An 18,006-nucleotide genomic window follows, 5' to 3' on the forward strand; every position below is an offset into this window, starting at 1 on the left:
AGCGGCGCGGTGCCGACCGACGACGAGGCGCAGTGCCGACCGACGACGAACGGAGCCGGGCCCATGGGCGAGCAGCAGCATGTGAAGTTCCCTCAGGAGGTCATCGACGAGTACGCCGCCCTCGGCATCGACCTGCCCGCCCTGTTCTCCGCCGGCGACCTCGGGACCCGTATGGGCGTGCGGATCACCGAGGCGTCCGCCGAGCGTGTCGTCGGCACCATGCCGGTGGAGGGCAACACCCAGCCGTACGGGCTGCTGCACGGCGGCGCCTCCGCCGTCCTCGCCGAGACCCTGGGCTCGGTGGGCGCCATGCTGCACGGCGGCAGTTCCAGGATCGCCGTCGGTGTCGACCTGAACTGCACGCATCACCGCGGGGCGCGTTCGGGCGCGGTCACCGGTGTGGCCACGCCGCTGCACCGGGGGCGCTCGACGGCCACGTACGAGATCGTGATCAGTGACGAGCAGGGGCGGCGGGTGTGCAGCGCGCGGCTCACCTGTCTGCTGCGCGAGGCGCGGCCGGCGGACGCGGACGGCGCGCGGACCGCAGCCACGGACTGACCCGCGCGGGCAGGGGGTGGTCCGGTCGCGTGCCGGGCCGCCCCCTTCGGCGTTCCTGGACACCATGACGCACCGCGTGCATCACGAACACCACCGGTCCCATCAGCCCCAACGCGCCGTTTACCGCGCAGGGCGGGACATCCCGGCGTATCGCCACTCCAGATATCCGTATTCATGCCTTCCCGGCCGTCGCTGAATGCGATCTTCCATTTTTTCGCGTAACACTGCGTAACACGGAAGCAATACGAAGGCTCTGATTCCTCTTCTCGGACACCCCCCGGCGTGATCTTTCCGGGGCCTCGCGGCGCGCTCGCGGCCCGCTCCGCCGCCGCCCCGCCGACGGCCAACCGGAAGTGCGCATTCTCAGAATGCGGACCGGAGCGGAATTCCACCAAACCGGCCGAGAGCGACCTTCCGAGAAGCCCCTGAACCGGAACGGCATAACAAGAAAGTCACAAGCCAGTCCACCACCATGCCCATGGCCACAACCCAGGCTTAGAGTCACGGCCAGTCACCGCTCCACCGGGAGTTCGGTACCAGCGCGGCCTGTGCCGCCCCCACACCGGGCGGACAAGCCTGCGGAAAGGACTGATTGTGCGACAGCGTTCCCTGGTGATACTCACCTCCGTCCTCACGACCGGAGCTCTGGCCCTCACCGCGTGCGGCTCCCGCGGAGGCGACGACAAGGGCGGCGACGACAAGGGCGGCACCACGGTCGTCATCGGTGTCGACGCCCCGCTGACGGGACAGAACTCCGCCACCGGCCTCGGCATCCAGTCCGGCGTCGAGATCGCGGTCAAGGACGCCAACGAGAAGAAGCTCGTCCCCGGCGTCACCTTCAAGGTCGTCGCCCTCGACGACAAGGCCCTGCCGCCGACCGGCCAGCAGAACGCCTCCCAGCTGGTCGCCAACAAGGACGTCCTCGGCGTCGTCGGCCCGCTCAACTCCGGTGTCGCGCAGACCATGCAGAAGGTCTTCGCCTCCGCCAACCTGGCCGAGATCTCCCCGTCCAACACCGCGCCCGAGCTGACGCAGGGCAAGGACTGGGTCTCCGGCAACAAGGTCCGCCCCTTCAAGACGTACTTCCGCACCGCCATCACCGACGAGGTGCAGGGCGGCTTCGCGGCCGACTACGTCTTCAAGACCCTCAAGAAGAAGAAGGTCTTCGTCGTCGACGACAAGCAGACCTACGGAGCGGGTCTGGCCGGCATCTTCGGCAAGAAGTTCAAGGAGCAGGGCGGCACCGTCGCCGGCACCGACCACATCAACGTCGGTGACAAGGACTTCTCCACCCTCGTCACCAAGATCAAGAACTCGGGCGCCGAACTCCTCTACTACGGCGGCCAGTACGACGAGTCGCAGGTCCTCACCAAGCAGCTCAAGGACGCCGGTGCCAAGATCCCGCTGATGGGCGGCGACGGCATGTTCACCCCGACCTACATCCAGACCGCCGGCAAGGCGGCCGAGGGCGACTTCGTCACCTCCGTCGGCGTCCCCGTCGACACCCTGCCCGCCGCCAAGGAGTTCATCGACAAGTACAAGTCCGGTGGCTACAAGGGCGACTACGGCACCTACGGCGGCTACTCCTACGACGCCGCCACCGCCATCATCAAGGCCGTCGGCAACGTCGTGAAGGACGGCAAGGTCCCCTCCGACGCCCGCCAGCAGGTCGTCGACCAGCTCCAGAAGATCGACTTCGAGGGCATCGCAGGACCGGTCGGCTTCGACCAGTACGGCGACACCAAGAACAAGCAGCTCACCCTGTACCAAGTCACCAACGGTGTGTGGAAGTCCGTCAAGACCGGTACGTACAACGCAAGCTGACCCAGCCTCAGCACGGACGACACCAGGGCCGCGCGGCCACGACGACCCGTCACCGCGCGGCCCGACCTCTCTCCCCCGTCACTCTCCGCACCCACATGGAGGCCTTGCGGTGCACACTCTGCCGCAACAGCTGGCCAACGGGCTGATTCTCGGCTCGATGTACGGGCTGATCGCCATCGGCTACACGATGGTGTACGGCATCGTCCAGCTCATCAACTTCGCCCACGGCGAGATCTTCATGACCGGCGGCTTCGGCGCCCTCTCCGTCTATCTCGTCCTGCCCGACGGCACATCCATGTGGATCGCCCTCCCCCTCATGCTGATCGGCGGCGGCCTGGTGGCCGTGCTCATCGCGGTGGGAGCGGAACGATTCGCCTACCGGCCGCTCAGAGGCGCCCCACGCCTCGCCCCCCTCATCACCGCCATCGGCCTCTCCCTCGCCCTCCAGCAGGCCGTCTTCAACTGGTACCCGCACGCCGACAACGCCCGCAAGTTCCCCCAGCTGCCCGGCGGCCCGTTCAACATCACCGACAGCCTCAAGATCCAGTCCGGTGAACTCTTCGTCCTCATAGCCGCCCCCGTCTGCATGGGCGCCCTCGCCTTCTTCGTCCGCACCTCCCGCACCGGCCGCGCCATGCAGGCCACCGCCCAGGACCCGGACACCGCCCAGCTCATGGGCATCGACACCAACCGCATCATCGTCATCGCCTTCGCCATCGGCGGCTTCTTCGCCGCCGTCGCCGGCATCGCCTGGGGCTTCCGCGTCGGCAGCGTCAACTACGACATGGGCTTCGTCGCCGGACTCAAGGCCTTCACCGCCGCCGTCCTCGGCGGCATCGGCAACATCTACGGCGCCATGCTCGGCGGCATCGTCCTCGGCCTCGCCGAAGGACTCGCCACCGCCTACATCGCCGACATCCCCGGCATGGACCAGTTCGGCGGCCAGGGCTGGGCCTCCGTATGGGCCTTCGTCCTCCTCATCCTCGTCCTCCTCTTCAGGCCACAGGGCCTGCTCGGCGAACGCGTCGCGGACAGGGCGTGAGCACCATGACCGACACCACCCGCCCCGACGGGGGCACCCCGCTCATCCCGCTGCCGCACGGCGCCGCCCGGCTGCTCACCACCGTCGGCGCCGTCGCCACCATCGCCAGCACCATGCTCGCCTGGACCTGGACCGCCGAATTCCCCGGCGACCTCACCGTCACCGCCTACCCGGCAGGACTCCAGCTCCTCACCCTCACCGGCGGCATCCTCACCCTCCTGTACGCCCTCACCCTCTGGGACGTCCGCGGACTGCGCTGGCTCAACCCCGCCCGCACCACCGCCCCCGTCTTCCTCACCGCCCTGGCCGCCTTCGCCGTCACCTGGTACACGATCCTCGCGATCGCCATCGAACTCGGCGGCCTCGCCAACCTCGAACCCGGCGGCTACGTCGCCGCCGTCGCCTCACTGCTGCCCGTCATCGGCGCCCTCGCCCTGCCGCGCCCCGGCGACACCTGGAAGTCGTACTTCGCCAAGGCCGACGACATCCCGCGCCCCGCCCCGCTGCCCGCCTGGGCCGAACGCGTCGCCATCACCCTCGCGCTCGCCCTCGGACTCGTCGTCTTCACCTACGGCATCAGCACCCCCGACGACGAGTACGGCGAGACCTTCAGCGGCTTCGGACTCCTCGTCGTCTTCTCCGCCTGGGCCCTCTTCAGCGCCGGACTCACCGACCGCTTCTCCGCGCTCAACGCCCGCCACAAGGGATTCGCCACCTCCATGGCCTTCCTCGCCGCGGCCGTCTTCCCCTTCACCCAGACCGAGGACCACAACGCCAACATCGGCGTCAACATCCTCATCTTCGCCACCGTCGCGCTCGGCCTGAACATCGTTGTCGGACTCACCGGCCTGCTCGACCTCGGCTACGTCGCCTTCCTCGGCGTCGGCGCCTACGCCGCGGCCCTCGTCTCCGGCTCCGAGTACTCCCGTTTCTCCGGCACCCAACTCCCCTTCTGGGGAGCCGTCCTCGTCGGCATGGGCGCCTCCCTCGTCTTCGGCGTCCTCATCGGCGCCCCCACCCTGCGGCTGCGCGGCGACTACCTCGCCATCGTCACCCTCGGCTTCGGAGAGATCTTCCGCATCGCCGTCAACAACCTCGACGGCTCCTCCGGACCCGACATCACCAACGGCCCCAACGGCATCGCCAACATCCCCGACCTGGAGATGTTCGGGTTCAACTTCGGCGACCCGCACGACATCGGCTCCTTCACCCTGGGCCGCTTCGCCAACTACTTCCTGCTGATGCTGATCTTCACGGCCATCGTCGTGCTGGTCTTCACCCGCGCCGCCGACTCCCGCATCGGCCGCTCCTGGGTCGCCATCCGCGAGGACGAGACCGCCGCCACCGCCATGGGCATCAACGGCTTCCGCGTCAAGCTCATCGCCTTCGCCCTCGGCGCCGCGCTCGCCGGACTCGCCGGCACCGTCAGCGCCCACGTCAGCTACTCCGTCGTCCCCACGCCCTACCAGTTCGCCGGCGCCGCCCCGCCCAACTCCGCGTTCCTGCTGGCCGCCGTCGTCCTCGGCGGCATGGGCACCGTCAGCGGCCCCCTCCTCGGCGCCAGCATGCTCTACCTCATCCCCGAGAAGCTCCAGTTCCTCAAGAACTACGAACTCCTCGCCTTCGGCCTCGCCCTCGTCCTCCTCATGCGGTTCCGGCCGGAGGGCATCATCGCCAACCGCCGCCGCCAGCTGGAGTTCCACGAGACCGGACAACTCGACGTACCCGAACAGAAGACGCTCCCCGAAGACCCGGCCGTCACCAAGGCAGGGGCGTGAGGACGATGACGACACCAGTACTCGAAGCCCGTGACGTCACCATGCGCTTCGGCGGCCTCACCGCCGTACGCTCCGTCGACTTCACCGTCAACAGCGGCGAGATCGTCGGACTCATCGGACCCAACGGCGCCGGCAAGACCACCTTCTTCAACTGCCTCACCGGCCTCTACGTCCCCACCGAAGGAACCGTCTCCTACAAAGGCACCGTCCTTCCCCCCAAACCCCACCTGGTCACCCAGGCCGGAATCGCCCGCACATTCCAGAACATCCGGCTCTTCGCCAACATGACCGTCCTGGAAAACGTGCTGATCGGACGGCACACCCGCACCAAAGAAGGACTCTGGTCCGCACTCCTGCGCGGCCCCGGATTCAAGAAAGCGGAAAAAGCGAGCGAAGAACGGGCCATGGAACTGCTCCAGTTCATCGGCCTCGCCCACAAACGCGACCATCTCGCCCGCAATCTCCCCTACGGCGAACAGCGCAAACTGGAGATCGCCCGCGCACTCGCCAGCGAACCCGGCCTGCTGCTCCTCGACGAGCCCACGGCCGGCATGAACCCCCAGGAAACCCGCGCCACCGAAGAACTCGTCTTCGCCATCCGTGAGCAGGGCATCGCCGTCCTCGTCATCGAGCACGACATGCGGTTCATCTTCAACCTCTGCGACCGCGTCGCCGTCCTCGTCCAGGGCGAGAAACTCATCGAGGGCACCTCCGACGTCGTCCAGGCCGACGAACGCGTCGTCGCCGCCTACCTCGGCGAACCCTTCGAAGGCGCCCCCGGCGACGCGGAGGCCGCCGAGGTCGAGGCGGCCGAGGCGGAAGCCGCCGAGGCCGAAGCGGAGCACAGCACCAAGGGAGAAGCCCAGTGACCGCACTCCTGGAGGTCGAGGACCTCAGGGTCGCCTACGGCAAGATCGAGGCCGTCAAAGGCATCTCCTTCAGCGTCGAGGCGGGCGAGGTCGTCACCCTCATCGGCACCAACGGCGCCGGCAAGACCACCACCCTGCGCACCCTCTCCGGCCTGCTCAAGCCCAGCGGCGGAAAGATCGTCTTCGACGGCAAGCCGCTCACCGGCGTCCCCGCCCACAAGATCGTCGCCCTCGGACTCGCCCACTCCCCCGAGGGCCGGCACATCTTCCCCCGCCTCAGCATCGCCGAGAACCTCCAGCTCGGCGCCTTCCTCCGCAAGGACAAGGAAGGCATCGAGAAGGACATCCAGCGCGCCTACGACCTCTTCCCCATCCTCGGCGAACGCCGCAAGCAGGCCGCCGGCACCCTCTCCGGCGGCGAACAGCAGATGCTCGCCATGGGCCGCGCCCTCATGTCCCAGCCCAAGCTCCTCATGCTCGACGAACCGTCCATGGGCCTGTCGCCCATCATGATGCAGAAGATCATGTCCACGATCGTCGAGCTGAAGTCCCAGGGCACCACCATCCTGCTCGTCGAACAGAACGCCCAGGCCGCGCTCTCCCTCGCCGACCAGGGACACGTCATGGAGGTCGGCAACATCGTCCTCTCCGGCACCGGACGCGACCTCCTGCACGACGAATCCGTCCGCAAGGCCTACCTCGGCGAGGACTGAGCCCACCGGACCGCACCCGCCGCACACGCAGAGGCCCGCACCCCGGTCAGGGGGTGCGGGCCTCTCCGCACGCACCGGCAGGCGGGCGCCGCTCAGTCCTCCTCGGACCGCACCGGCTTCCCGCCCTTGGCCGCCTTCTTCTCCTCGCTGTCCTGGATGACCGCCTCCGCCACCTGCTGCATCGACATCCGGCGGTCCATCGACGTCTTCTGGATCCAGCGGAACGCCGCCGGCTCCGTCAGCCCGTACTCCGTCTGCAACACCGACTTCGCCCGGTCCACCAGCTTCCGGGTCTCCAGCCGCTGGGAGAGATCCGCGACCTCCTTCTCCAGCGCCCGCAGCTCCGTGAACCGCGACACCGCCATCTCGATCGCCGGCACCACGTCACTCTTGCTGAACGGCTTCACCAGATACGCCATCGCACCGGCGTCCCGCGCCCGCTCCACCAGATCACGCTGCGAGAACGCCGTCAGCATCAGCACCGGGGCGATGCTCTCCTCGGCGATCTTCTCCGCCGCCGAGATGCCGTCCAGCTTCGGCATCTTCACATCCAGGATCACCAGATCCGGCCGGTGCTCCCGGGCCAGCTCCACCGCCCGCTCACCGTCCCCGGCCTCACCGACGACGCTGTAGCCCTCCTCCTCCAGCATCTCCTTGAGATCGAGACGGATCAGCGCCTCGTCCTCGGCGATGACCACACGGGTCGTCAGCGGCGGGACATGCGACGTGTCGTCGCCGGCGGCGGCGTCGACGGACTGGGGCGACTCGGGGCCGGTCACGGGGGCGCTCCTTGTTCCGGGGGAGGCAGATACTGCTCCCAAGAGCGTACCTAGCTGCGGTAAGGTGGGGGCACGGCGGGTGACCGTCGATCTTCATTTCGAAGGGCGCCCCGGTAGCCCAGCGGTAGAGGCAATGGTCTCAAACACCATCCAGCGTCGGTTCGAATCCGACCCGGGGTACTTTTCCATAGTTCCCAAGGTCACGCTTCCCCAGCGGATGTCCACGTTCTCGTGAACATCCGCTTTTTGCCGCGTGCCGTCGCCGCCGCCCCGCGACGGTGGTCACATGTACGACCTCGGCACACGCAAGCACGCCCTCGCCCTGCTCGCACAAGGGCGCAGCCTGAACTCCGTCAGCAAGCAGACCGGCGTCTCCCGCGCCGCGATCCGCTCCTGGCGCGTCCGCCTCGAACCCCTGCCCCGCATGGCGCCCACCGACCCGGGGCCGCCCGCGGACGAGGCGGCGTACGCCTATCTGCTGGGCCTGTATCTGGGCGACGGGTGTCTCAGCCCGCATCCGCGCGGCGGCCACTACCTGCGGATCGCATGTGCCGACGCCTGGCCCGGACTCCTCCGTGAGTGCCGGGAGGCCATCACGGCGGTGCGGCCCGGCGTCGGGGTGTACGACGAGCAGAAGCAGGGATGCACCATGATCACCAGCTACTCCCGGCACTGGCCCCGCCTGTTCCCGCAGCACGGCACCGGCAGGAAGCACGAGCGCCGCATCGCGCTCGCCCCCTGGCAGCAGGAGATCGTCGACGCGTATCCCTGGGAGTTCGTCCGGGGGCTCATCCACTCGGACGGCTGCCGGATCACCAACTGGACGACCCGTCTCGTCGGCGGTGAGCGCAAGCGCTACGAGTACCCGCGGTACTTCTTCACCAACCTGTCGGCGGACATCACGCGGCTCTGCACCGACACCCTCGACCGGCTGGGTGTCGAGTGGAAGGCCCACGGCTGGAACATCTCCGTCGCCCGCAAAGCCTCCGTGGCCCTCATGGACGCGCACATCGGGCCCAAGTACTGACGGTCCCCTACCGCGGGCGGTCGTCCTCGCCGATGTGGTGGACGCGGACCAGGTTGGTGGAGCCGGGGACGCCGGGCGGGGAGCCGGCGGTGATGACGACGACGTCGCCCTTCTCGCAGCGGCCGTGGCGCAGGAGGAGTTCGTCGACCTGGGCGACCATGGCGTCGGTGGAGTCGACGTGCGGGCCGAGGAAGGTCTCGACGCCCCAGGTCGCGCTGAGCTGGGAGCGGGTGGCGGGCTCGGGGGTGAAGGCCAGGACGGGGATGGGTGAGCGGTAGCGGGAGAGGCGGCGGGCGGTGTCGCCCGACTGGGTGAAGGCGACGAGGAACCGCGCGCCGAGGAAGTCGCCGATCTCCGCGGCGGCGCGGGCGACGGCGCCGCCCTGGGTGCGGGGCTTGCTGTGCTCGGTCAGCGGGGGCAGGCCGCGGGCGAGGATGACCTCCTCGGCGGCGGCGACGATCTTCGCCATGGTGCGGACGGCGGTGACGGGGTGCTTGCCGACGCTGGTCTCGCCGGAGAGCATCACCGCGTCGGTGCCGTCGATGACGGCGTTGGCGACGTCGCTGGCCTCCGCGCGGGTGGGGCGGGAGTTGTCGATCATGGAGTCCAGCATCTGGGTGGCGACGATCACCGGTTTGGCGTTGCGCCGGGCCAGTTTCACGGCGCGCTTCTGGACGATGGGCACCTGTTCGAGGGGCATCTCGACGCCGAGGTCGCCGCGGGCGACCATGATGCCGTCGAAGGCGGCGACGATCTCGTCGACGGCCTCGACCGCCTGCGGTTTCTCGATCTTGGCGATGACGGGCAGGCGGCGGCCCTCCTCGTCCATGATGCGGTGGACGTCGAGGATGTCGCGTCCGCTGCGCACGAACGAGAGCGCGATGACGTCGAAGCCGGTGCGCAGCGCCCAGCGCAGGTCGTCCTCGTCCTTCTTGGAGAGGGCGGGGACGGAGACGGCGACGCCGGGGAGGTTGAGGCCCTTGTGGTCGGAGACCATGCCGCCCTCGGTGACGCGGGTGCGGACGCGGGGTCCGTCCACGGCGGTGACCTCCAGGCCGACCTTGCCGTCGTCGACGAGGATGCGCTCGCCGGGGGTGACGTCGTCGGCGAGGCCGGCGTGGGTGGTGCCGCACCGGTGGCGGTCGCCCTCGACGCCTTCTTCGACGGTGATGGTGAAGGTGTCGCCGCGTTCGAGGAGTACGGGTCCTTCGCGGAAGCGGCCGAGGCGGATCTTCGGGCCTTGAAGGTCGGCGAGGAGGCCGACGCTGCGGCCAGTCTCGTCGGCGGCCTTGCGTACGTGCTGGTAGCGCTCGTCGTGTTCGGCGTGCTCGCCGTGGCTGAGGTTGAAGCGGGCGACGTCCATTCCGGCGTCGACCAGGGCTTTGATCCGGTCGTACGTGTCGGTGGCGGGCCCCAGGGTACAGACGATCTTCGCTCGGCGCATGGTGTGAGCCTAGGCCTTACCTGTCGGTAGGGATTTGGTGCGACGTGACTGTTCAACGACCTTTGGATGAAGGGTTATTGACAAGTGTTGAAGTGTGCGGGGTGGTGCTCCTCTGAGCGTTCGGCGGGTTTCCGGCGGGTGTGCGGTGTCGGTCGGGGTGTGGGGGCGGTGTGGGGGCTCGCTCTCGGTCCGTTGTTCTGACGTGTTTACAGTTTGGGCGGTTTCATGGTGAATCGCGCGTTGAGTTGCGCGTGGACGTGCTGACGCTGGGGTTCCAGGTCGAGCGGGGCCGCCTCCTCGGGGGCGCCGCCGGGGGCGCCGAAGGCCGCGGCGCGGGCGCGTCCGGCGTACGGCGGGAAGGAGGCGCTGCCCTCGGCGTCGATGTCGGCGATCTCGACGAGGGCCGCGAGGGTGGTGCCGAGGGCCTCGGCGTACTCCTTGGCGCGCTGGACGGCGGCGCGTACGGCCTGTCGGCGGGCCTCGCGGTGGGCGGGTGAGCCGGGGCGCAGTTCCCACCAGGGGCCGTCCACTCGGGTGAGGTCCAAGTCGGCCAGTCGGGTGGTGAGTTCACCGAGGGCGGTGAAGTCGGTGAGTTCGGCGGTGAGGTGGACGGCGCCGTGGTAGGTGCGGACGCGTTCGCCGCGGCCGTGGCGGGCGGGTTCGGGGGCGATGGAGAAGGCGCCGGTCTCCAGCCGTTCGACGGCGGGGCCGTAGGACCGGACGAGGTCGAGGACGGCGGTGTTGCGGCGGGTGAGGTCGTCGAGGGCGGAGCGGCGGTCCCTGCCGCGGGCGCTGACGGTGACGCCGATGCGGGCGATCTCGGGGTCGACTTCGAGGTGGGCCTCGCCGCGGACGGCGATGCGCGGGGCGTCGGGGGTGCCGTACGGGACGGCGGGGCCGGGTTCCTCGGGGGCGGCGAAGGTCATGCCTCCCACTGTGCCACCGGGTGCCGGGGCGGGGGCACGGGGCGGCGGTCATCAGATCGCAACCTGCGGGGACTGTTGCGCTTCGGCATGTCCCGGCCAGAATCTACGCGCGTCCATCCATGGTCGGTCTACGCGCGTCGTCGGCCGTCCGCGGCCGGCCGCGCTCCGACCGGCCCGCGGGCCGGTCCTCGCAAGCCGATCCTTCGCAAGGAGAACCAGACATGGCGTTGAACCGCCGGAAGTTCCTGAAGAAGTCCGCCGTGACCGGGGCGGGGGTGGCGCTGGCGGGTGCGGCGGCGGCTCCGGCGGCCGAGGCCGCGACCCCCGGACACGGACACGGTCACGGGCATGGGCACGGGCGGCATCCCAAGCGGTACTCGCTGACCGTGATGGGCACGACGGACCTGCACGGGCACGTCTTCAACTGGGACTACTTCAAGGACGCGGAGTACACGGACGGCGCGGGCAACGCGCAGGGCCTGGCGCGCATCTCGACGCTGGTGAACCAGGTCCGCGAGGAGAAGGGCCGCCGCAACACGCTGCTGCTGGACGCGGGTGACACGATCCAGGGCACCCCGCTGTCGTACTACTACGCGAAGGTGGACCCGATCACCGCCAAGGGCGGTCCGGTGCACCCGATGGCGCAGGCGATGAACGCGATCGGGTACGACGCGGCGGCGCTGGGCAACCACGAGTTCAACTACGGCATCGAGACGCTGCGCAAGTTCGAGCAGCAGTGCCGTTTCCCGCTGCTGGGTGCGAACGCGCTGGACGCGAAGACGCAGCGGCCGGCGTTCGCGCCGTACGTCATGAAGACGTTCCATGTGCCGGGTGCCGCTCCGGTGAAGGTGGCCGTGCTGGGGCTGACCAACCCGGGCATCGCGATCTGGGACAAGGCGTATGTGCAGGGGAAGCTGACGTTTCCGGGTCTTGAGGAGCAGGCGGCGAAGTGGGTGCCGAAGCTGCGGTCGATGGGCGCGGACGTGGTGATCGTGTCGGCGCACTCGGGTACGTCGGGCCAGTCGTCCTACGGTGACCAGTTGCCGTACGTGGAGGACGCGGCGGCGAACGTGGCCCGGCTGGTGCCGGGGATCGACGCGATCCTGGTGGGGCACGCGCATCTGGAGATCCCGGAGCTGAAGGTCGTCAACGAGAAGTCGGGGAAGACGGTGGTGCTGTCGGAGCCGCTGTGCTTCGCGGAGCGGCTGACCCTGTTCGACATCGAGCTGGTGTTCTCCCGGGGCCGCTGGGAGGTGGAGTCGGTCGCCGCCTCGCTGCGCAACTCGAACGCGGTGCCGGACGACCCGAAGATCACCAGGCTGCTCGAGGACGAGCACAAGAAGGTGGTGCAGTACGTCAACCAGGTCGTCGGGCAGGCCACGCAGACGCTGACGACGGTGGACGCCCGTTACAAGGACGCGCCGATCATCGATCTGATCACCAAGGTCCAGGAGGACGTGGTGAAGGCGGCGCTGGCGGGTACGCAGTACGCCGCGCTGCCGGTGATCGCGCAGGCGTCGCCGTTCTCGCGGACCTCGCAGATCTCGGCGGGCGATGTGACGATCCGGGACCTGTCGAGCCTGTACGTGTACGACAACACACTGGTGGCGAAGCTGATGACGGGCGCGCAGGTGCGGGAGTACCTGGAGTACTCGGCGGGCTACTACGTGCAGACGGCGGCGGGCGCGCCCGTGGACGTGGAGAAGCTGACGAACGCGGGCGGCCGGCCGGACTACAACTACGACTATGTGTCGAGGCTGGCGTACGACATCGACGTCGCCCGGCCGGCCGGTTCGCGGATCCGGAACCTGACGTTCAACGGTGCGCCGCTGGACGACGCGCAGCAGTTCGTGCTGGCGGTGAACAACTACCGCGCCAACGGCGGCGGCGCGTTCCCGCACGTGGCGGCGGCGAAGGAGCTGTGGTCGGAGTCGACGGAGATCCGTACCCGGATCGCCGAGTGGGCGACGGCGAAGGGTGTGCTGGACCCGAAGGACTTCGCGTCGGTGGACTGGAAGCTGACGCGGGACGGTACGCCGGTGTTCTGACCGGCGGGCCGGTGCGGTGGCCGGTGCACCGGCCCCGCAGCCGGTGGGCCGGTGTCCCGGGCCGGTGTGTCCGTGCCGCGGGCAGCGGTGCGGTGGCGGGGGCGCGGCCTCAGGTCCCGTCCGCCAGAGGGGCGAGTGCCTTGAACTGGTGGGCGGGCGGGACCTGGGGCCGCTGCTGTCGCAGGCCGAAGCTGGTGAAGGCGGTGCGGGCGGGCAGCGGGTAGCTGGCCGTGCCGGTCACGGAGTTGAGGATGGTGGCGCTGCGCCAGGCGGCGAGGCCGAGGTCGGGGGCGCCGACGCCGTGGGTGTGGTGTTCGGCGTTCTGCACGTAGACGTGGCAGCCGGCGGCGCTGACGGCGGGGTCGAGGAGGAGGCGGTACTGCTCGTCGACGCGGGGGCGTTCGCTCTGGTCGCGGCGCAGGTAGGGGTCGAGCGAGGCGAGGAGGTGGCCCAGGGGGCGGGGCCGGTAGCCGGTGGCGAGGACGACGGCGTCGGTGGTGAGGCGGCTGCGGGCGTCCTGCTGGGGGTGTTCCAGGTGGAGTTCGACCTTGTTTCCGGCGACGCGGCCCGCGGTGCGGACGCGGACGCCGGGGGTGAGGACGGCGTCGGGCCAGCCGCCGTGCAGGGTGCGGTGGTACAGCTCGTCGTGGATGGCGGCGAGGGTGCTCGCGTCCACGCCCTTGTGCAGTTGCCACTGGGCGGGGACGAGCCGGTCGCGGACGGGCTCGGGCAGGGCGTGGAAGTAGCGCGTGTAGTCGGGTGTGAAGTGTTCCAGGCCGAGCTTGGAGTACTCCATGGGGGCGAATGCCTCGGTGCGGCCGATCCAGTGCAGCCGCTCGTGGCCGGCGGGGCGGCCCTTGAGCAGGTCGAGGAAGACCTCGGCGCCCGACTGGCCCGAGCCGACGACGGTGACGTGCCCGGCGGCGAGGAGCGCGTCGCGGTGGTCGAGGTAGTCGGCGGCGTGCACGACGAGGGCGCCGGGGGCGCCGGCCAGGGGGCGCAGCGGTTCGGGGACGTGGGGTTCGGTGCCGACGCCGAGGACGACGTTGCGGGTGTAGGTGCGGCCCAGGGCCTCGGCCTCGCCGTCGCTGTCGAGCTGGGTGAAGTCGACCTCGAAGAGGCGGTGTTCGGGGTTCCAGCGGACGGTGTCGACCTGGTGGCCGTAGTGCAGTGCGGGGAGCTGGTCGGAGACCCAGCGGCAGTAGGCGTCGTACTCGGCGCGCTCGATGTGGAGGCGTTCGGCGAAGTAGAAGGGGAAGAGCCGGTCGCGGGCCTTGAGGTAGTTGAGGAAGGACCAGTGGCTGGCGGGGTCGGCGAGGGTGACGAGGTCGGCGAGGAAGGGGACCTGGAGGCGGGCGCCGTCGATGAGCAGGCCGGGGTGCCAGTCGAAGCGGGGGCGCTGCTCGTAGAAGGCGGTGGACAGTCCGGTGAGGGGGTGGGCGAGGGCGGCCAGGGAGAGGTTGAACGGTCCGACGCCGATGCCGACCAGGTCGCGGGGGGCGGTCTGGGTGGGGGTGCGGTCCATCGGGGGGCGGCTCTGCGGCAGCCGGTCGGCGGCCGTCCGGTTCGCCGGGGAGTGCTGGGCCGGGGGGCGGCCGGTCGGCGGGTGGGGGCCGGTCGGGGCGTGGGGGTGGCTCATCGGGGGGTGGTTCCTTCCACCAGTTTCAGCAGGGCGGCCAGGTCGTCGGGCCGGGTGCGGGGGTTGAGGAGGGTGGCCTTGAGCCAGAGCCGGCCGTCCAGGCGGGCCCGGCCGAGGACGGCGCGGCCGTCGGTGAGCAGGCGGCGGCGTACGGCGGCCACCGCGTCGTCGGGGGCCCCGGCGGGCCGGAACAGGACCGTGCTGATGACGGGGCGCCCGCGCAGTTCGAGGCCGGGGTGGTCCTCGACGAGGTCGGCGAGGGCGCGGGCGTGGGCGCAGACCTCGTCGACGAGCGCGCCGAGTCCGGCGCGGCCGAGGGTCTTGAGGGTGACGGCGATCTTGAGGATGTCGGGGCGCCGGGTGGTGCGCAGGGAACGGCCGAGGAGGTCGGGCAGGCCGGCCTCGGTGTCGTCGTCGGCGTTGAGGTAGTCGGCGTGGTGGTGCAGGGCGTCGAGGTCGCCGCCGCGGCGCACGGCGAGGAGTCCGGCGGCGACCGGCTGCCAGCCGAGTTTGTGCAGGTCGAGGGTGACGGTGTGGGCGGCGTCGAGGCCGGTGAGCAGGTGGCGGTGGCGGTCGCTGAACAGGAGGCCGCCGCCGTGGGCCGCGTCGATGTGCAGCCGGGCGCCGTGCGCGGCGCTCAGCGCGGCGATCTCGGGGAGCGGGTCGATGAGTCCGGCGTCGGTGGTCCCGGCGGTGGCGGCCACCAGGAGCGGGGTGCGGGGGGCGCCGGGTCCGGTGAGGGCGGTGAGGGTCTCGGCCAGGGCGGCGGGGTCGAGGGTGCCGGCGGGGGCGGGGACGCGCACGGGGGCGGGCAGGCCGAGCAGCCAGGCGGCGCGGGGCAGGGAGTGGTGGGCGTTGGCGCCGTGGACGAGACGGATGCCGCCGCCCCGCTTCTCGCGGGCGAGGAGCAGCGCGAGGTGGTTGGACTCGGTGCCGCCGGTGGTGACGACGGCGTCGGCGCATCCCGCCGTGCGGGCGAGGGCGCGGGTGACGAGGGCTTCGAGCGCGGAGGCGGCGGGTGCCTGGTCCCATGAGTCGAGCGAGGGGTTGAGGACGCCGGCGGCGAGGTCGGCGGCGGCGGCCACGGCCAGGGGCGGGCAGTGCAGATGGGCGGCGCAGAGCGGGTCGGCGGGGTCGGCGGCGCCCTCGGCCAGGGCGTGCACGAGGGCGCGCAGGGCGTCGGGCTCGCCGTACTCGGGCAGTACGACCCCGGCGGCCGCGCGGACCCGGGCGGCGACGGCCTCCGGGCCGCCCGCGGGCAGCGGCCCGCCCCGGGCCGCCCGTCCGCTGTCCAGCGCGTCGAGCACGGTGTCCAGCAGCGGCCGCAGGGCGTGGCGGCCGTCGGGCCCGGAGGCGAGGCTGACCCGCGGTGCGGGCGGGTGCGGAGTGCCCATGGGCTGTCCTTAGGGGTACGCGGGCCAGGAGCATCCGGTTTGTCCGCCTGAAGGCGGGGTGCCCGGAAAGTCCAACGAGCGGGGCCCCCAGGGGTATTGCCGCACAGGGAGCACACGGAGCCCGCGCCCCCGGCGCTCGACCGCACGCCCGAGCGCCGGGGCGTACGGCTCCGCCGGGCTCTGGCGGCTCCGGGCTCTGGCGCTACCGGCGACCGACGGCGGGCAGGGGTCTCCGGTGCCTGCCGCCTGGCCGAACGGGCGCGCGCAGGGCCCCGCGGTACCTGCCGCCCTGCCGGGCCGACCGCCCGCGGGGCCTGCGCCCGTGCCACCTGCGGCTGGCCGCTCGGGCTCCCTGGACGGCGCCCGTCCGGCGAGCGGGCGGCGCCGCCGCGGACGGCGGAGGCGAGCCGCCGTGCCGGACGGGTCCGGCGGGGCGGGGAGCCGGGACCACGGGGATTCCGCGCCGCATGTGTTCGGTGGCCGGATCCCGGACGACTGGGACAGCCCGGGGCCGGGACCCGGCGGACGGAGCTGCCTGTCGCCGTGACGGCTACCGGCCGGGGACGGCCGGACCTCCCCGTGCAGGGCCCGGCACGCCTGTGCCGGGCGGCCGGGCCTGCCCGTCGGCCTGACGATCACCGGCCGGTCGGCCAGACGCGCACCGGTCGGCCGGGCGGCCCGTGCAGTACGGACTCGGGCTCGGGCTCGGCGCCATGAGGTCCGGCTGCCGCTCCCGGACGGCTGGGACAGCCCGGGGCCGGGGCCCGGCGGCCGGGGGCGCCGGACGCGACGTAGGCGCCCCGGGCGCGGCCCCGGTCGCCGGGTGGTGTGGAGCCGCCCCGCACACGCGCCGGACCCACGGCCGTACCGGCGCGGCGCGCCGCGGCGTGGTGTGCGGGGCCGCCGGGTGACCGGGCGGCCCGGTCGCCCCGGGCCCCACAGCAGGGCCGCGACCGCGCCGCAGGGTCCGGCCCCGGCCGTAGGCATCCCGCGTCCGCCTGCCCCCAGCACCCCCCGGGGCCCCGCCCCACCAGCGCACGCGCAGCGCGTCCCGCGGCGCTCGCGGTGTCTCCCTCCTCCGTGTCTCAGGCTCCGAAGTCCTTCCTGTGGTCCTCGGCCCAGGTCGCGAAGGGGCGGGCGGGGGTGCCGGTGATGTCCTCGACCGTGGTGGTGGTCTCGGGGGTGGCGCCGACGGTGTGGCGGAAGGTGTCGAGCAGGCTCTGGAGCATGTGCGGGGGCACGTGCGGGAAGAGTTCGGGGCCGGCCTGCTCGGGGGGCACCTCGGTGTAGGTGAGCGTGCGGCCGAGGGCGCGGCCGATCGCGGCGACCTGGCCGGCGTTGCTGATGGCCGCCGGCCCGCTGAGGCGGTGGGCGGCGCCCTCGTGGCCGCCGTCGAGCAGGACGCGTTCGGCGACGGCGGCGATGTCGTCCTCGTGGATGGGCGCGGTCATGCCGTCCGCGAAGACGCCGCGGACCTCGTCCCCGGCGCGGATCTGCCCGGCCCACTGGAAGGCGTTGGTGGCGAAGGCGCCCGGCCGCAGGAGCGTCCACTCCAGGCCGCTCGCCCGGATCTCCCGTTCCGCCGTGGCGTGCATGACGTGGATGGGGTGAGTCTCGTCGGCGCCCTCCGTGATGATGGCGGAGGAGAGCAGGACGACATGCCGGACGCCCGCCTCGCGGGCCGCCGCCAGGAAGGCGGCCGTCCGGTCGCCCGCCGCCTGGACGTACAGGAAGAGCTTGTCCGCCCCGGCGAACAGGGCGGCCGGGTCGTCCGGCCGGAACCGCACCACCTCGGCGCCCTCGGGCAGTCCGGCCCGCTGCGGGTCGCGGGTCAGGGCCCGGACGGGCCGGCCGGCGGCGGCCAGGCGCTCGACGAGGGCACGGCCGACGTTGCCGGTGGCGCCGGTGACTACGATCACGGTTTCCTCCGTGGTGGGGCGTGGCGCGGGCGGGCTCCGGACGGTG

The 18,006-nt window shown here is 71.4% G+C and carries 14 protein-coding genes and 1 tRNA gene; 9 read left to right on the forward strand and 6 right to left on the reverse strand.

Annotated features, from left to right (window positions below; genetic code table 11):
• Positions 1-63 precede the first annotated feature (63 nt).
• The 6 genes from R4Z62_RS07600 to R4Z62_RS07625 all read left to right on the forward strand — a co-directional run bounded on the left by R4Z62_RS07600 (position 64) and on the right by R4Z62_RS07625 (position 6,784).
• Positions 64-558: a PaaI family thioesterase gene (locus R4Z62_RS07600; protein WP_064532401.1), complete on the forward strand. Its 495-nt coding sequence runs from the start codon at positions 64-66 to the stop codon at positions 556-558.
• 609 nt (positions 559-1,167) lie between these two features.
• The gene (locus tag R4Z62_RS07605; RefSeq protein WP_491521847.1) at positions 1,168-2,382 is read left to right on the forward strand and encodes a branched-chain amino acid ABC transporter substrate-binding protein; all 1,215 of its coding nucleotides are present in this window, start codon (positions 1,168-1,170) and stop codon (positions 2,380-2,382) included.
• A 109-nt stretch (positions 2,383-2,491) separates the two neighbouring features.
• Positions 2,492-3,424 (forward strand): branched-chain amino acid ABC transporter permease, encoded by a 933-nt coding sequence (locus R4Z62_RS07610; RefSeq protein ID WP_064532403.1) that lies wholly within the window; start codon positions 2,492-2,494, stop codon positions 3,422-3,424.
• A 5-nt stretch (positions 3,425-3,429) separates the two neighbouring features.
• Positions 3,430-5,202, forward strand: coding sequence for a branched-chain amino acid ABC transporter permease (locus R4Z62_RS07615; protein WP_491521848.1), 1,773 nt, complete (start codon positions 3,430-3,432; stop codon positions 5,200-5,202).
• A gap of 5 nt (positions 5,203-5,207) precedes the next feature.
• The gene (locus R4Z62_RS07620) at positions 5,208-6,071 is read left to right on the forward strand and encodes an ABC transporter ATP-binding protein (protein WP_037893656.1); all 864 of its coding nucleotides are present in this window, start codon (positions 5,208-5,210) and stop codon (positions 6,069-6,071) included.
• Positions 6,068-6,784 (forward strand): ABC transporter ATP-binding protein, encoded by a 717-nt coding sequence (locus tag R4Z62_RS07625; RefSeq protein ID WP_491519394.1) that lies wholly within the window; start codon positions 6,068-6,070, stop codon positions 6,782-6,784. Before R4Z62_RS07620 ends, R4Z62_RS07625 begins: the two co-directional genes overlap by 4 nt.
• Positions 6,785-6,876: 92 nt before the next feature.
• Here the strand turns inward: R4Z62_RS07625 and R4Z62_RS07630 are convergent, their stop codons facing one another.
• Positions 6,877-7,563 (reverse strand): ANTAR domain-containing response regulator, encoded by a 687-nt coding sequence (locus R4Z62_RS07630; RefSeq protein ID WP_018567553.1) that lies wholly within the window; start codon positions 7,561-7,563, stop codon positions 6,877-6,879.
• Between the two features lie 107 nt (positions 7,564-7,670).
• Between R4Z62_RS07630 and R4Z62_RS07635 the strand changes: the two genes are divergently transcribed.
• Positions 7,671-7,743 (forward strand) — tRNA-Leu (locus R4Z62_RS07635).
• A gap of 106 nt (positions 7,744-7,849) precedes the next feature.
• Complete coding sequence (locus R4Z62_RS07640) at positions 7,850-8,590, forward strand: helix-turn-helix domain-containing protein (protein WP_491519395.1); 741 nt, start codon at positions 7,850-7,852, stop codon at positions 8,588-8,590.
• 7 nt (positions 8,591-8,597) lie between these two features.
• Here the strand turns inward: R4Z62_RS07640 and pyk are convergent, their stop codons facing one another.
• Positions 8,598-10,034: a pyruvate kinase gene (gene pyk, locus R4Z62_RS07645; RefSeq protein ID WP_491519396.1), complete on the reverse strand. Its 1,437-nt coding sequence runs from the start codon at positions 10,032-10,034 to the stop codon at positions 8,598-8,600.
• Between the two features lie 206 nt (positions 10,035-10,240).
• Positions 10,241-10,960 carry an SIMPL domain-containing protein gene (locus tag R4Z62_RS07650; protein ID WP_382844058.1) on the reverse strand — a complete coding sequence of 240 codons (720 nt, stop codon included), beginning with the start codon at positions 10,958-10,960 and terminating at the stop codon, positions 10,241-10,243.
• A gap of 221 nt (positions 10,961-11,181) precedes the next feature.
• Here R4Z62_RS07650 and R4Z62_RS07655 point away from each other — a divergent pair, with 221 nt between their 5' ends.
• A complete protein-coding gene (locus R4Z62_RS07655) occupies positions 11,182-13,008 on the forward strand; it encodes a bifunctional metallophosphatase/5'-nucleotidase (RefSeq protein WP_491519397.1) in 1,827 nt (608 codons plus the stop codon).
• Between the two features lie 109 nt (positions 13,009-13,117).
• On the opposite strand, the gene R4Z62_RS07660 is transcribed toward R4Z62_RS07655, so the two are convergent.
• The 3 genes from R4Z62_RS07660 to R4Z62_RS07670 form a co-directional block, all read right to left on the reverse strand.
• The gene (locus tag R4Z62_RS07660; RefSeq protein ID WP_064532420.1) at positions 13,118-14,647 is read right to left on the reverse strand and encodes a lysine N(6)-hydroxylase/L-ornithine N(5)-oxygenase family protein; all 1,530 of its coding nucleotides are present in this window, start codon (positions 14,645-14,647) and stop codon (positions 13,118-13,120) included.
• Positions 14,644-16,041 carry a pyridoxal phosphate-dependent decarboxylase family protein gene (locus R4Z62_RS07665; RefSeq protein ID WP_491519398.1) on the reverse strand — a complete coding sequence of 466 codons (1,398 nt, stop codon included), beginning with the start codon at positions 16,039-16,041 and terminating at the stop codon, positions 14,644-14,646. The genes R4Z62_RS07660 and R4Z62_RS07665 overlap by 4 nt, the downstream gene beginning before the upstream one ends.
• A 1,085-nt stretch (positions 16,042-17,126) precedes the next feature.
• Entirely contained in the window at positions 17,127-17,960 is an 834-nt protein-coding gene (locus R4Z62_RS07670) for an NAD(P)H-binding protein (RefSeq protein WP_491519399.1), read from the reverse strand.
• Between the last annotated feature and the right edge of the window lie 46 nt (positions 17,961-18,006).

Source organism: Streptomyces sp. PL-25, assembly GCF_058344915.1.